At 63.8% G+C, this 14,090-nt stretch carries 12 protein-coding genes; 6 read left to right on the top strand and 6 right to left on the bottom strand.

The window, feature by feature from the left end:
- Positions 1–100: 100 nt before the first annotated feature.
- From ACIPY3_RS21665 to ACIPY3_RS21640, 6 genes are all read right to left on the bottom strand, one after another.
- The gene (locus ACIPY3_RS21665; RefSeq protein ID WP_400337325.1) at positions 101–1,435 is read right to left on the bottom strand and encodes a DUF1524 domain-containing protein; all 1,335 of its coding nucleotides are present in this window, start codon (positions 1,433–1,435) and stop codon (positions 101–103) included.
- A 140-nt stretch (positions 1,436–1,575) separates the two neighbouring features.
- The gene (locus ACIPY3_RS21660; protein ID WP_400337323.1) at positions 1,576–2,502 is read right to left on the bottom strand and encodes a methyltransferase family protein; all 927 of its coding nucleotides are present in this window, start codon (positions 2,500–2,502) and stop codon (positions 1,576–1,578) included.
- A 49-nt stretch (positions 2,503–2,551) separates the two neighbouring features.
- A complete protein-coding gene (locus ACIPY3_RS21655; RefSeq protein WP_400337321.1) occupies positions 2,552–3,310 on the bottom strand; it encodes a MerR family transcriptional regulator in 759 nt (252 codons plus the stop codon).
- A 75-nt stretch (positions 3,311–3,385) separates the two neighbouring features.
- Positions 3,386–4,024 carry a PadR family transcriptional regulator gene (locus ACIPY3_RS21650; RefSeq protein WP_400337319.1) on the bottom strand — a complete coding sequence of 213 codons (639 nt, stop codon included), beginning with the start codon at positions 4,022–4,024 and terminating at the stop codon, positions 3,386–3,388.
- Between the two features lie 295 nt (positions 4,025–4,319).
- Positions 4,320–5,141 carry an ammonia-dependent NAD(+) synthetase gene (gene nadE / locus ACIPY3_RS21645; RefSeq protein ID WP_400337318.1) on the bottom strand — a complete coding sequence of 274 codons (822 nt, stop codon included), beginning with the start codon at positions 5,139–5,141 and terminating at the stop codon, positions 4,320–4,322.
- A gap of 112 nt (positions 5,142–5,253) precedes the next feature.
- The gene (locus tag ACIPY3_RS21640; protein ID WP_400337316.1) at positions 5,254–6,291 is read right to left on the bottom strand and encodes a LacI family DNA-binding transcriptional regulator; all 1,038 of its coding nucleotides are present in this window, start codon (positions 6,289–6,291) and stop codon (positions 5,254–5,256) included.
- A 214-nt stretch (positions 6,292–6,505) separates the two neighbouring features.
- On the opposite strand from ACIPY3_RS21640, the gene ACIPY3_RS21635 reads away from it, so the two are divergent.
- The 6 genes from ACIPY3_RS21635 to ACIPY3_RS21610 all read left to right on the top strand — a co-directional run bounded on the left by ACIPY3_RS21635 (position 6,506) and on the right by ACIPY3_RS21610 (position 14,030).
- Complete coding sequence (locus ACIPY3_RS21635; RefSeq protein WP_400337314.1) at positions 6,506–7,351, top strand: sugar phosphate isomerase/epimerase family protein; 846 nt, start codon at positions 6,506–6,508, stop codon at positions 7,349–7,351.
- Positions 7,352–7,489: 138 nt separating this feature from the next.
- Positions 7,490–8,497 carry a Gfo/Idh/MocA family protein gene (locus ACIPY3_RS21630; RefSeq protein WP_400337312.1) on the top strand — a complete coding sequence of 336 codons (1,008 nt, stop codon included), beginning with the start codon at positions 7,490–7,492 and terminating at the stop codon, positions 8,495–8,497.
- Between the two features lie 267 nt (positions 8,498–8,764).
- On the top strand, positions 8,765–10,297 hold the full coding sequence (locus tag ACIPY3_RS21625; RefSeq protein WP_400337310.1) for an ABC transporter substrate-binding protein: 1,533 nt from the start codon (positions 8,765–8,767) through the stop codon (positions 10,295–10,297).
- A 6-nt stretch (positions 10,298–10,303) separates the two neighbouring features.
- Positions 10,304–11,245, top strand: a complete 942-nt coding sequence (locus tag ACIPY3_RS21620) for an ABC transporter permease (protein WP_400337308.1) — start codon at positions 10,304–10,306, stop codon at positions 11,243–11,245.
- A complete protein-coding gene (locus ACIPY3_RS21615; RefSeq protein ID WP_400337307.1) occupies positions 11,242–13,152 on the top strand; it encodes a dipeptide/oligopeptide/nickel ABC transporter permease/ATP-binding protein in 1,911 nt (636 codons plus the stop codon). The genes ACIPY3_RS21620 and ACIPY3_RS21615 overlap by 4 nt, the downstream gene beginning before the upstream one ends.
- Positions 13,149–14,030: an ATP-binding cassette domain-containing protein gene (locus ACIPY3_RS21610; RefSeq protein ID WP_400337305.1), complete on the top strand. Its 882-nt coding sequence runs from the start codon at positions 13,149–13,151 to the stop codon at positions 14,028–14,030. The genes ACIPY3_RS21615 and ACIPY3_RS21610 overlap by 4 nt, the downstream gene beginning before the upstream one ends.
- The last annotated feature ends 60 nt before the right edge of the window (positions 14,031–14,090 follow it).

The raw sequence follows: 14,090 nt of genomic DNA, 5'->3' as shown, positions 1-14,090 counted from the left end.
AATACGACGCGAAGCCGACCGCCACATCGACAACAAAGGCTGCAACGTTAAGCTTTCTCTACGACGGAACCGGGACCCGCCGTCGTCGTACCCGAAAGCGTTACGCGCTGATCCAGCGCATCCGGCCATCCTTGGCAGGAGCGCAAACCATTGGCTTGCCGGTTGAACTTACACCTGTTCCACCACTGCAGAACGCTCCGGGATGAACCACGTTAGGTCCAGCCGGCGCGGCAGGAGCAGGAGCTGGAGCCGGGGCCGGAACGACAGCCGGCGCGGCTGGTGCCGGGGCTGGAGCCGCCGGCGCAGGGGCTGCGGGTGCGGGCTCAGCTACCGGCGCGGGAACAGTTGCCGGAGTCGGCACGGGGACAGGTGCTGGGGCCTTTTCGTTGGTTGGCGCAGCCTGGTTCGGGCAATCCGCAAGGATCCGGGCCATGGCATCGTGCTCGGCCTGCGTTACCCAGAGGCTGTAGGTGGCCTTGACGGAGATCTGCCGCGCAACGTATTCACAGCGGAACGACGTGCTCGGCGGCAGCCAGGTGGCGGCGTCGCCGTCGCTCTTCTGTTGGTTGGTGGGACCATCCGTGGCCTGCAGGTTAAGGGGGTCGTTCGCCAGCGCGGTACGTTGTTCCAAGCTCAACTGCTGTGCGCCCTTCTGCCAGGCATCGCTGAGTGCTACCACATGGTCGATTTGCACGGCGGTGCTGGTGGTTGCACCACGAAGGAAGGCGATGGACTTGGCGGTATAAGGGTCCGCGAGCATCCCACTCTGGATTTTGCAGGGGACGCTGTTGGTGTATGCCACTTGGGTGAGGTCGCGCTTGAGGATGTCATTGCGGGTATCGCATCCGTTGCGGTCAACGTCAGCCCATGCCTGGCCAAACTGTTCGCGTTCATATCCCGTCTTCGGGGCACGGCCCTTGACGGCAAGGGTTGCCAGGACGTCGAGGGCTTTGGAAGCGTAGGCCGGCTGGGCGTGCGGAGCTTTGTAAGTGGCGCTGGCAGCGAGTTCAGTCGTGGTCTCGGGGTCCATCGGTGCGACGGAATCAGACTCCGAGGGCGTTGGAGACGGAGTAGCGCTGGCGGAGGTGCTGGATTCCACCAACCTCTGGGCTTCGGCAGCAGCCGGTGATGCCTCAAGGTTCTCCTTGGGCTTGGCCGGGCTCAGGGCGGCCCCCACGACGAACAAGACCAATGCGCCGGTCAGCACGATTGCCCCGGAACGACGACCACCGGGCACCAGCGCCCACGAGCGTCGTCCGGTAGCGGCGACGTAGATACCGGTCACCAGGGCAAAGAGCCCCAACATGATGAGAACCCCACCGATGCCCGAGGCAACAGCGCCGATCACCAGTAAAAGTAAAGCAAGGATGCCCACGCAAATGGTGGAGGTGGGCAGCCGGAAAGAACCCGTATCGGGCGGAGTGTGATTAGACAAAAAATCCCCATTTCGAACATCGGACCGTGAGTCAACGGCCGATAGAAGAGCGCCTGTGGCTGGACGCCCTCGGGGATTCTAGTATCGAAATTACAAGATTGTGATTCGCTGCTGATTGTTACAAGAAACTGCAGGGGAGGTCAGGAGCGCGCGGGCAGCCTCGGAATCCAGCACTGGACGTTGGCCCGGTAACTACGGAAGTCTTCCCCGAACCGTCCCTCCAGATCGGCCTCCTCGAGTGGTCGGACGGCATAGTTCCACACCAGGGATCCCGCGGCCGCGTAAGTTACTACCATCCACGAGCCCAGCATCAGGCCGACGGCCACCCCCTGCCCGATCCCCGCTACGGCCATGGGGTTTCGCACCCATCGATACGGTCCGGCAATCACCAAGCGGTTGGGCATCGCCGAGGGCAGCGGAGTCCCGCGCCCCAGCGTCGACATCGTGATGGCAGAAGACACGCCGAGCGCACTCCCTAAAAGGAAGACCGACGCCCCCACGGCCCCTACCCCTGCTGGAGGCACGGCAGCAACTCCCCACCGCTGTTCCAGAAAAGCCAGAATCCAGGGGATCAGGCCAAGGAACAACCCCCAAAAGAACAGCAGTTGCAGCATGGTCCTGGCCAAATGGGGCACCGCGGTGCCACTCTCGCGGGCGGCCCGGAACGCAAACGGCCCTTTGAGGATCCACTCTGTGGGAACCCGCCCGAACATCATGAGGCACGCGGCCACCAGCGACCCCGCGCTGGCGGCGCCCATGAGCAGGACGCCCCACCCCGCGTGCGTCGTGATGGTCGCGTAGAGTCCAAGTACGACGGCGACAGTTACGGTCCAGCCGGATGTCACCTTCGCGGCGGCCCTGCTTCCCAGCGCTGCCGCGGCAGATGCGATAACGAACAGCGGCACGTCGAAAATGGCGACGAGTACCGGATCCAGCCCTCCCAGGGTGGTATCCCGAACCCAAGTGGACCCGAAGACCAAGATCCACCACGCCAAACCGGCCCCGGATTGAAACGCGAAATAGCATCGCCCCCAGGAAGCGGGGGACGCAGGGACCGTGCTCGGCATGCAAGTGATGCTACTGCAGTGTCCGGGTCACCCGGTTCAGCGCGGGGCTCTACAGATTCGCCTCCGCGTAGGCCCGCAGCGCGTCCCGTACGAAGGTGGCTCCGTCTTCCCCGCCGTAGTTGGCTGCAAAACGTGGATCGGCAACGTACATCTCGCCCAGCCCTATAACGTAGCCCTTCACGTCACCGCCGGGCGCCGCCGAGGGCGTTCCCGGGATACCTCGCAGCCACTCGACGTGCCGCCGTGCGAGATCCTGTGCCTCGGCACTGTCCGGCGCAACGCCGGAACCAGCGGCGGCGATCCAGTCGCTGCCCAGCTTCTGGGCCCTGTCTTTCCAAGCCTGCTTTTCTTCGGAGCCCATTCCCCGCCACCACGCGTCACTCGCGGCGTAGGCGTCCTTGCCCCATCGCTCCTCCACCTCGTCCTTGTACTGAGTGTGGTCAAAGCCGTCAAACATGTCCTGTGCCATGTACTTTCCATCCCCTTTCAATGTCGCAATGGTTTGCTGCACGGACGCGATCTGCCGTGCGAGACGGTCCTGTTCCTGTCCGAGCCATTCCAGATGGCCGCTCAGGGCTTTGACGGTGTCCGTCTCCCGGGAAAGAACGTCCGATATCGCCGGCAAGCCCAGCCCGAGTTCCCGCAGGAGCAGGATGCGCTGGAGCTGGACCAGTGCCGGACCGTCGTAATAGCGGTAGCCATTGTGGGCGGTCCGGCTTGGCTTCAGCAGCCCGATGTCGTCGTAGTGACGCAGCGTGCGACTGGTGGTGCCTGCCATCTTGGCGATTTCCTGGATTGACCAGTCCATCCGTCCTCCGTCCTGTGCCTGTACTTCGACAGTAGAGGTTGACGTTACGTCAAGGTCAAGGGGATGAATTCGAAACTAGTCAGCCAGGATCAGGTAGAGCGCGCGACGTGTCTCGTCGAGCTTCTCAATGGCGGCCTGGCGCTGCTCGTCGGTGGCGGCGGAACGGAACTGGTGGATGACGCCCATGAGCTTTCCAACGCTTTGGTGGAAGGCTGCGCCGGTGGAGTCGGCCTCCGTGTTCCAGGCGTTGGCCAGTTCTTCCTCGTGCTCGGCGATGTACGCGCGGCCGTCTTCTGTGAGGGTGAATTCCGTGCGGCGACCCTCACCGACGGCGACAATCAGTCCTTCATCGACCAACTGCTGCAGTGTGGGGTAGACCGAGCCGGGGCTGGGACGCCAGGCGCCGGAGGTCTTTTCGGCAATGGTCTTGATCAGTCCGTAGCCGTTCGAGGGAGCCTCTGCCAAGAGCGACAGAATTGCTGCCCGGACGTCGCCGCGGTTGCGACGCGGACCACCCGGGCCGAAGCCCCGTGGGCCGAACCCGCCGGGTCCGAAGCCTGGGCCAAATCCGGGACCGAAGCCCGGACCAAACCCGCCTCCGCCGTGGCCGCCCGGACCGCGCCGGCCCTTGCCCCGGTTGAATCGGCCGCGCCCGTGGGAGTCGTCGCCGTGCTCCGGGAAGGAATTTTCGTGGTGTTCGTGGATGCCTTTCATAACAGCATCGTCCTTTCGATAGGTATCACCGATCGAGTATCGGCGATAGTTAACGATATATCGGTAACTATCACATCGTCAAGGGTGCTGAGAGAGAGTTTGTGGGAGAAGGGTGTTTGGTGGGAGAAGGGTGTTTGGTGGGAGAGGGTTTGCGGGAGGGGGTGTTTGGTGAGAGAGCGTTGTTAAAGCCCGACGGCGGGTGCGGACTTCGCGTGAAGTCCGCACCCGCCGTCGTGGTTAAGCGTGGTGCGTGAATAAGGCGTGGTTCCGTGAGGTGGCACCTAAGGGGTAGACGCTACTTCCACCAGGTATCGAAGATCGTGACCGGAACCGTGCGCTTGTGGCGGGTCCGGAGGTACTTCTGCTCGATGAGCCCAGCTGCGTCCTCGGCGATGTCGCGGCCCTCAAGGTAATCGTCGATCTGGTCGTAGGTGATGCCAAGTTCGTCCTCGTCGGTCCGGCCGGGCTTGCCATCAAGGAGGTCGGCGGTGGGGACCTTTTCCCACACGCGCGAGGGAGCGCCCAGTTCAGCCAGGAGCTCGCGGTTCTGGCGCTTGTTGAGGCCGAACAGCGGGAGGATGTCCGCACCGCCGTCGCCGAACTTGGTGAAGAAGCCCGTCACTGACTCGGCGCCGTGGTCGGTGCCGATCACCAGGTAGTTGTGTTCGCCGGCCAGTGCGTACTGGGCGATCATGCGGGCGCGGGCTTTGGTGTTGCCCTTGTGGAAATCCGAGATCGCGGCGCCGGTGGTCTTCTCGAACTCCTCCTCGAAGCCGTCCACGGCCTGGGAGATGTTGAACGTCCACTCGGTCTTGGCCTTGATGAAGTCCAGGGCTGCCTGGGCGTCGTCTTCGTCGTGCTGGATGCCGTAAGGCAAGCGGACGGCGACGAAGTTGGCCTCAACGCCCTCGGCTTCAAGCTCCTCGACGGCCAACTGGGCCAGCCGGCCTGCCAGCGACGAGTCGATGCCGCCGGAGATGCCGAGCACAAAGCCCTTGGTGCCCGTGGCCTTCAAGTAGTCCTTCAGGAAGGCAACCCGTTTGCGGACCTCCTCTGCGGGATTGATCCGGGGCTGGACGCCCATTTCCTCGATGATCTTGGCCTGGAGTTCGCGCATGTGTTCAACACTAGCCAGCGCAGTTGTGACCGCTCAACCATATTGCCCCGCGCGGCCCAACTAAGTCGCAGTAGTGCGCGTTTTGAGCGCTCAAAACGCGCACAAATGCGACTTACTTGGGGGCGGGGCGGGTGGAGCTGGGTGCCGGGCCGGTGGAGCCGCGGACCGTGAGATGCGTGGGCATGACCGAACGGCTCCGGCTGCCCCCGCCGGCCAGGGGATTGAGCTGGGCCAACAGCATGGATACCGCCACCCGGCCTGCTTGTTCAATCGGTGAGCTCAACGTGGTCAGTGGCGGGTTGCAGAAGTCGGCACCGAAGATGTCGTCGCACCCCACGATGCTCATGTCTTCCGGCACGCGGATGCCCCGTTCGCGCAGGCGTTGCAGCATCCCGATGGCAATGAGGTCATTGAAGACAATGCACGCCGTGACGCCGCTGTGGACGGCGGCATCTGCGGCCGCTGCCCCGGATTGGGTCTTCGGGGCAAACGGGCCAAGGAGGCGCAGGTCGATCCCGCGGTCCTCCGCTGCTGCCGACAGGACGGCCCAGCGGCGGGAGCCTGATTGGGAGACGACGGGGCCGGAAAGGTAGGCCACCGACGTATGCCCCAGTGAGATGAGGTGGTCGAGGGCCTGCGTCATGGCCGACGGCGTATCGATGATGACTGCCGGCACGCCGTCCACGTCCCGGTTGACGGTGACCATGGGCATCCGCAGCGCCGCCTCGGAAAGCGAGGAGTCGTTGAGCCTGGACGCCGCAACAATAACCCCGTCGGCGCTCTTCCGGAGTTGCTCCAAGGTGCTGGCCTCAACCTCGTCCGACTCCTCGGTGTCCACCAGGAGCTGCGTGTAACCGGCGGCCTTGAGCTGGAGCTGCGTCCCGCGGATGAGGTCGAAGTAGAACGGGTTGGTGATATCCGGGACCAGGACGCCCACGGCTCCGGTCTTCCCGGAACTCAGCGCCTTCGCCTGGGAGTTCGGCGTGTAGTTAAGTTCGACGGCGGCTGCCTGGATCCGCTGCCGGGTGCGGATATTCACGCGGTCGGGATTGGTCAGTGCCCGTGAGACGGTTGACGCTGCGACGCCGCACAGCGCGGCAATGTCATGGATGGTGGCAGGACGGTCTGCTGCCACGGGTGGCGTCGCCATGGGCGTTCCTCTCTGAACAAAGGATTCCGTGAGCGTGGAATCCTGCTGTGACCACTGCCACAGTGTGGATCAACCGTGCCACACTTGCAAACTTTTGGCAATCGGTTGTCAATAACGTGCCAAGATAGCTAGACTCAAACGGACAAGACCCGCTGTGAACTGCATCACCGCGCGCATTCCGATCAGGGTATCGCCGGTACATCAAGGAGATTTTGTGACTCAACCCAGCGCCGTGTGGAGCCTGTCAGGTTTCGGCGATGAAGTAGACCCCGACCCCACCATCCAGGCTGCGGTGCTCCTTGCACTCGGCGCGAGCCATATCGAAGTGCGCAGCGCCTGGGGGACCAACGTCTCGGAACTGGCGCCGGCCGACGTCGAGCGCCTCAAAGCCATCCTCGACGAAAAGGGCCTGAAAGTCTCCGCGGTGGCCAGCCCGATCGGAAAAGTAGACGTCAGCCTCCCTGTGGAACATGAAGTGGAACGGCTGCGGCAGATCATCTCCGTGGCCAAGGGCCTGGACACCACGTACGTCCGGATTTTCTCCTTCTACCGCGGCGAAGGCCAGACCCAGGAAGATATCCGCGACGCCGTGATCGAACGCATGGCAGCGCTGGCGCAGGTGGCCGAAAAGGAAGGCGTTGTCCTCCTCCACGAAAACGAAAAGGGTATCTACGGAGATATCCCGGAGCGTGTCCTGGACATCATGGAAGCCGTGAACTCGCGGGCACTCCGGGTTGCCTGGGACAACGCCAACTTTGTCCAGGTGGGCGTCAAGCCCTACACCCAGGGCTATGCCATCCTGCGCCCGTACCTCGAGTACTTCCAGGTGAAGGATGCGCTGGCATCGACGGGCGAGGTGGTGCCGTCCGGCGAGGGTGATGGTGAACTCGAAGAAACCATCGCCGCACTCGCCGCAGACGGGTTCGGCGGGTTCGCCTCGCTGGAGCCGCACCTGGCCCAGGCGCACGAACTCGGCGGCTTCTCCGGGCCGGTGGCCTTCGGCGTCGCTGCCCGGGCGTTTGCCGGGCTTGCCGCCAAGAACGGCGTCAGCCTGGCGTGAGCCCAGGGCGTCCGGCAACCGGCGCACTCGCCAGCCTTGGCGTCCGCCAACCTGGGCCCCTGGCCTGCGCGGCACATAACAGCGCCGCGCACACCAGGGCGGCCCAAAACCAACCCATTCCTTCGAAGGAGCAGGAACATGCCAACAGCGGCTGTCATCGGTTGCGGTGACGTATCGAGTGTCCATTTCGCGGCGCTGGCAACCTTGGCAGATGCCGAATTGGTTGCGGTCTGCGATACCAATCCCGAACGCCTGGAAGCGGCGGCAGCTGCCCACGGCGTCCCGGGGTACGCGAGCCACCTCGACCTGCTCGAAAAGGTGCGTCCCGACGTCGTGCATATCTGCACGCCGCACCACCTCCACGCCTCGATTGCCGCCGACTGCCTGGAGGCCGGCGTCAGCGTGATCGTCGAAAAGCCGCTTGCGCACACTCTTGAAGAGGGGCGTCGGCTGATCGAGGTGGCGGAACGGAGCACGGCGAAGATCGCCGTGTGTTTCCAGAACCGCTACAACGCGACGTCGCAAGCCATGCGGGAACTGCTCGACGGCGGCACGCTGGGCCAGGTGCTCGGGGCGTCGGCCACTGTGATGTGGCACCGTTCGGGTGACTACTACCGCGACCGGCCGTGGCGTGGCACGTGGGCCGGAGGTGGTGGCGGGCTGATGATGAACCAGGCCATCCACACCGTGGACCTGCTGCAGTGGCTCGTGGGTGACGTGGCGAAAGTTGAGGGCAGGGCTTCCACCCGGGCGCTTGCCGGCGTGATCGAGGTGGAGGACACCGCCGAGTTTGTTGCCGAGCACGAGAACGGAGCCCGCAGCGTCTTCTTCGCAACGCTCGCCAATGCCGTGAACGCACCCGTGACGCTGGACATCGTTACGGAGAACGCCACCCTGAGCCTCCGCGGCGAGCTGACCGTCACGTACGCCGACGGCAGAGTGGACGTGATTCCCGAGCGTGCCTTGGAGTCCGGAGGCCGGGCTTATTGGGGCGTTTCCCATGAGCTGCTGATCCGGGACTTCTACGCCAAGCTCAACCATCCCGAGCCGTTCTGGATCAGCCCTGCCGAGGCGGCCAAGTCGCTGCGGATCGTGAAGGACGTCTATGCCCAGAGCTACCCGGAAATGCTTGACCGGGTGGGCTGACATTCCGCCTTACGCACCCAAGTAGGTCGCATTTGTGCGCGTTATGAGCCCTCAAAACGCGCACAACTGCGACCTACTTGGGTGTTCGCGCATTGCCTCCGGAAGCACGCATGGCAACAACTTTAGAAACTTTTGACAATCGGTTGCCAAAGGCGGCCAAAGACCGTACTGTAAATCCCACACCCCAGAAATATGTGGCCCAGGCCACACCTTCTAAGCTCTGATCCGATCCCGTTCGCATCAGGCAAGACTCTTTAGGAGCCGACAATGAAGTTAGGTCCCAAGGCGGCAGCAGCTGCCCTTGTACTGAGTGCCTCTCTCGCGCTCACGGCCTGTGGCGGCGGTGGAGCCGGCGCAGGTTCGAACGCCGGCGGAACCACCGTCACGGCACTCACGTTGGGAACCCTCCGCGACCTTACCTCGTGGGACCCGGCCCAGGCCCACGTGGGCCACGCGCTGCAGCCATACCAGGCAGCGTATGACTCCCTGATCCTTCGCGAACCGGACGGCAAGCTGAGCCCCATGCTGGCCACCGCGTGGAAGTACAACGACACCAACACCAAGCTCACCGTGGACCTCCGCACGGATGTCACATTCAGCGACGGGGCCAAGTTCGACGCCGAAGCGGCCAAGGCCAACCTGGACCACTTCAAGAAGGCCAACGGTCCTCAGATGGCCCAACTCAGCTCGGTATCTGACGTTGCCGTGGTGGATGCTGACACCATCGACATCAACCTCACCGCTCCCGAACCGGCCCTCGAGTTCTTCCTCAGCCAGGCCGCCGGCCTGATGGGCAGCCCCAAGGCACTGGGCACCGACGCCATCAAGACCGTCCCCGTCGGCTCCGGCCCGTACGTGATGGACAAGGCAGCTTCCGTCAAGGATTCCCAGACGGTCTTCACCGCCCGCGAAGGGTACTGGAACAAGGACCTGCAGAAGTACAAGAAGCTGACCCTCAAGGTCCTGCTTGATCCCACAGCCCGCACCAACGCGCTGGTCTCCGGCCAGATCGATGCCACGCTCCTTGACCCCAAGAACGGCAAGCAGGCTGAGGGCGCCAAGATGAAGCTGGAAACCAACCAGGTGGACTGGGCCGGATTGCTCCTTCTTGACCGCGACGGCACCAAGAACCCTGCGCTGGCCAACGTCAAGGTCCGTCAGGCCATCAACTACGCCTTCGACCGCAAGACCATCCTGGACCAAGTGATGCTCGGCCAGGGCACACCCACCTCCCAGCCGTTCGGCAAGGACAGCGGTGCCTGGAGCGAAGAGCTGGAGAACTACTACAGCTACGATCCCGCCAAGGCCAAGCAGCTCCTGAAGGAATCCGGCTTCGAAGGCAGGGTCAGCATCGACGTACCCACCCTTCCCGGTGCCGAGACCCTGATCTCCGTCCTCAAGCAGCAGCTCGCCGATGTGGGGATCACCCTGAACCCGGGTGCTGCCATCACCAACACCTTCACCGCCGATGTGGCTGCGCAGAAGTACAGCGCCCTCTACTTCAACCTGTTCCAGGGCGAGCCCACGGTTGCCATCGACCAGATCGTGTCCACCAAGGCCCTGTACAACCCGTTCAAGACCGCCACTCCCGAACTCGATGCCAAGATCCAAGCAGTGCGCACTGCCGGCGACCAAGCCGGAGAAGCAGCCAAAGAAGTCAACAAGTACGTGGTTGAGCAGGCCTGGTTCGCTCCGCTGTTCCGCGTGAACCAGATGTATTACCACAACGACAAGGTGAACGTGGTTCCGCAGGCCCAGCAGGCCGTTCCTTCCATCTACAACTACTCGCCTGCCAAGTAGGAACCCATGATCAAGTTCATTGCGAAGAGGCTGGGCAGCGGGGTGGTGGTGCTGCTGGTGGTTTCACTGCTCACCTTCACCCTCCTGTACACCGCCAGCGGAAGCATTGCGCAAAACATCCTGGGCGACCAGGCAACCCCTGAACAAGTCGCCGCGAAGGAACACGAACTGGGTCTGGACCAGCCCCTCTTCACCCGCTACTTCGCCTGGTTGGGCGATGCCTTGAACGGAAACCTCGGCGCCTCGTGGTTCACCTCGGAGCCGGTAGCCAACTCCCTGGCCACCCGGATTCCCGTAACCATGACCATGGTTTTCGCAGCAATGATCCTGATCGCCCTCTGCGCAGCACTGATTGGTGTTGCCGCAGCCGTCAAGCGCGGCTGGGTGGACAGGGTGGTCCAGATTGGCGCGATCATTGGTGACTCCATTCCGGGGTATGTGATCGGCGTGTTCCTGGTTACCATCCTGGCCATCCAGCTGGGCATGTTCCCCGCTACCAGCACCATCTCGCCCGAGGTAGGGCCTGAAGCGTGGATCGTCTCGATGACCTTGCCGGTCATCGCCCTCCTGATCAACGGCGTGACCGGCGGTGCCCAACAGATCCGCAGTGCCGTCATCAAGCAGCTTGAACGCGACTACGTCCGCACGCTTCGCAGCCGTGGCATCGGCGAGCGGGAGATCCTGTTCAAGCACGTCCTGCGCAGTGCCGCCCCCGCCGGTTTGACGGTCCTGAGCCTGCAGTTGATCGGCATGCTGGGCGGCGTGGTGATCATCGAGCAAATCTTCGCCCTTCCGGGCATGGGTCCGTTGGCCGTGGCAGCGACCGGCCAGACTGACCTTCCCGTCGTCATGGGAGTGGTGATGTACACCGTGGTGGTGGTCATCGTGGTGAACCTCCTGGTGGACATCCTCAATGGTTGGCTCAACCCGAAAGTGCGTGTGTCATGAGCGACTCCATAAATTCAACAGCAGATCTTGCGGCGAAGCCCGCAACAGGCCAAAGCGGCACCGTGGTCCGTTCCACCGTGATGCGCCGGCTCATCAAGAACCCCTTGGGCATAGCGGCCTTGGTGATCCTGACAACCATCGCATTGCTGGCGATCTTCGCCCCTGTGCTGGCCCCGTTCGAAGAGAATTTCGCCAACATCAGCAAGACCCTCGCCGCTCCGGACTCCACCAACATCCTGGGAACCGACAGCGCAGGACGGGATACCTGGAGCCGGTTGCTCTTCGGCGCCCAACTGACCCTGCTTTCGGCGCTGCTCTGTGCAGGGGTGGCCATCGCCATCGGCCTCCCGGCCGGACTCATCGCCGGCTACTACGCCGGCAAGTTCGAGGCCGTATCCAACTGGGTGGTCAGCATCCTCATGAGCCTGCCCGGCCTGATCGTCCTGCTCACCATCCGTGCAGCGTTCGGCCCGTCGGTGTGGATCTCCATGATCGCTTTCGGCATCCTGATCAGCCCTTCCTACTTCAGGCTGACCCGTGCCGCCGTCCAGTCGGTGCGCAATGAGTTGTACGTCGACGCGGCCCGCGTGTCCGGCCTCTCCGACATCCGGATTGTTGCCCGCCACATCTTCTCCGTGGTGCGCGCGCCCATCATCATCCAGACAGCCGCGATCGCCGGTGTTGCCATCGCCATCCAATCCGGCCTGGAATTCCTGGGCCTCGGCGATCCCACCAAGGCAACGTGGGGCGTCATGCTCTCCGAGGGCTTCAAGAACGTCTACCTGACGCCCACGCTCCTCCTGTGGCCGGCCCTCGCCATGGCCCTCACCATCGGCGGCCTCGTCCTGCTGGGCAACGCCATCCGCGACGCCCTGGAAGACGGCGAAAAGATCAAGCACCGCAAGAAGCGCACCCCTGCTTCGGGCACAGTCGGCGCCAGCACGACGGCCGAACCCGCCAAGGCGCGCCCGTCGCGTAAGTCGGTTGCCGCCGTCGAGCTTGGAACCGAACACCACTTGGTCAAGGTGACCAACCTCGGCGTCGGCTATCCGCAGGCGGATGGTTCCATCAAGAAAGTGGTGGACGACGTGTCCTTCCACGTGGACCGCGGCGAAATCCTGGGCATTGTGGGGGAGTCGGGTTCGGGCAAGTCCCAGACCGCCTTCTCCATCCTGGGCCTGCTGCCGGACAACGCACGGATCGTGGCCGGTTCCATCCAGTTCGACGGCAACTACACCGTGGCCCCGGGCGAGGACCGCGTCAGCCAGGAACGGTTGTCCAAGCTGCGCGGCAAGCGGATCTCCTACATTCCCCAGGAACCCATGAGCAACCTGGACCCCGCGTTCACCATCGGGTACCAGCTGGTCACGCCCATGGTCCGCGTCCTGGGCATCTCCAAAGCGGAGGCCCGGACCCGCGCGCTGAAGCTGCTGACCGACGTCGGGATCGTCAACCCGGAGCGGACGTTCGCCGCCTATCCGCACGAAGTTTCCGGCGGCATGGCCCAGCGGGTGCTGATCGCCGGAGCGATCAGCTGCGAGCCGGACCTGGTGATCGCCGACGAGCCCACCACAGCCCTGGACGTTACCGTGCAGGCCGACGTGCTGGACCTGCTGCGGGAGCTGCAGCAGCGCTTGAACATCGGCGTCATCCTGGTGACCCACAACTTCGGTGTTGTCGCCGACCTCTGCGACCGCGTGGCCGTGATGCAGAACGGCCGGCTCGTGGAGGAAGGGACTGTCCGGGACATCCTCCGGAACCCGAAAGAGAAGTACACCCAGACCCTGCTGGGGTCCATGCTTGAAGGTAAGACGCCCATGACCATGCTTGTTTCCCCGCCGGAGGGGCCCGTTTCACACGCAGATTCCGGTACGGGCCGCGTAGCAGAGAAGGAGCCGGTGGCATGAGCACCGTTTCGCGTCAGGAAGCCCCGCTGCTGTCCGTGGAAAACCTGGTGGTGGAGTACCCCAGCAAGAGATTCCGTGCCAAGCCTTTCCGGGCGCTGACGGACATCAACATCACCATCGGCCAAGGGGAAACCCTGGGGCTGGTGGGGGAGTCCGGATCGGGCAAGACCACCCTTGGCCGGGCCGTGCTCGGCCTGGCTCCAGTGACGGCCGGGAAAGTCATTTTCGAGGGAAACGACATCAGCAACGCCTCCCGCAGGGAACGCCGCACGCTGAGCCGCGACCTGCAGGTGGTCTTCCAGGACCCGTACACCTCGCTCAACCCGGCCCTCGAGATCGGCGACATCCTGGCCGAGCCACTCGGCGTGCAAGGCATGGCTGCCGCGGAAGCGAAGAAGCGCGTGCGCGAACTGCTGGACCAGGTTGGACTGCCGTCGGACGCGATCCACCGGCTCCCGCGGGAGTTCAGCGGTGGCCAGCGCCAGCGTGTGGCGATTGCCCGGGCTTTGGCGCTCTCTCCCAAGCTGATCGTCTGCGACGAGCCCGTCAGCGCACTGGACCTGTCCACGCAGGCCCGCGTGCTGGACCTGTTCCTGCAGATCCAGAAAGACACCGGGGTGTCGTACCTGTTCGTCTCCCACGACCTCGACGTGGTGCGGCACATCAGCCACCGCGTCGCCGTCATGTACCGCGGGGAAATCGTGGAGCAGGGACCTGCGGAGACCGTCACCCGGGACCCCGAACATCCCTATACACAACGGTTGTTGCTGGCTTCGCCGGTGCCCGACCCGGACCGCCAGGAACAACGCCGCGCAGACCGCCACCGCCTGCTCGAGCAGCAGCGCCGACAGACCGAACAGGCTGGCGCCGCGGCGTAGCTGCCGCGTCTTGCCAACACATCAACAGGGCCTTAGCGGGCCGGAGAACCACGGAGGAAA

This window comes from Paenarthrobacter sp. NPDC089714, assembly GCF_044748905.1.
Lineage (GTDB): Bacteria > Actinomycetota > Actinomycetes > Actinomycetales > Micrococcaceae > Arthrobacter.
Note: the sequence above shows the minus strand (reverse complement) of the source record. Positions and strands in the feature narration are given on the sequence as shown.

Bases quoted from the DNA above. Each gene is read 5' to 3' on its own strand.
- ACIPY3_RS21650 (WP_400337319.1), bottom strand. From the start codon at position 4,024: ATGAAAGGCATCCACGAACACCACGAAAATTCCTTCCCGGAGCACGGC.
- ACIPY3_RS21610 (WP_400337305.1), top strand. From the start codon at position 13,149: ATGAGCACCGTTTCGCGTCAGGAAGCCCCGCTGCTGTCCGTGGAAAAC.
- ACIPY3_RS21630 (WP_400337312.1), top strand. From the start codon at position 7,490: ATGCCAACAGCGGCTGTCATCGGTTGCGGTGACGTATCGAGTGTCCAT.
- ACIPY3_RS21620 (WP_400337308.1), top strand. From the start codon at position 10,304: ATGATCAAGTTCATTGCGAAGAGGCTGGGCAGCGGGGTGGTGGTGCTG.
- nadE (WP_400337318.1), bottom strand. From the start codon at position 5,141: ATGCGCGAACTCCAGGCCAAGATCATCGAGGAAATGGGCGTCCAGCCC.
- ACIPY3_RS21655 (WP_400337321.1), bottom strand. From the start codon at position 3,310: ATGGACTGGTCAATCCAGGAAATCGCCAAGATGGCAGGCACCACCAGT.
- ACIPY3_RS21660 (WP_400337323.1), bottom strand. From the start codon at position 2,502: ATGCCGAGCACGGTCCCTGCGTCCCCCGCTTCCTGGGGGCGATGCTAT.
- ACIPY3_RS21625 (WP_400337310.1), top strand. From the start codon at position 8,765: ATGAAGTTAGGTCCCAAGGCGGCAGCAGCTGCCCTTGTACTGAGTGCC.
- ACIPY3_RS21615 (WP_400337307.1), top strand. From the start codon at position 11,242: ATGAGCGACTCCATAAATTCAACAGCAGATCTTGCGGCGAAGCCCGCA.
- ACIPY3_RS21640 (WP_400337316.1), bottom strand. From the start codon at position 6,291: ATGGCGACGCCACCCGTGGCAGCAGACCGTCCTGCCACCATCCATGAC.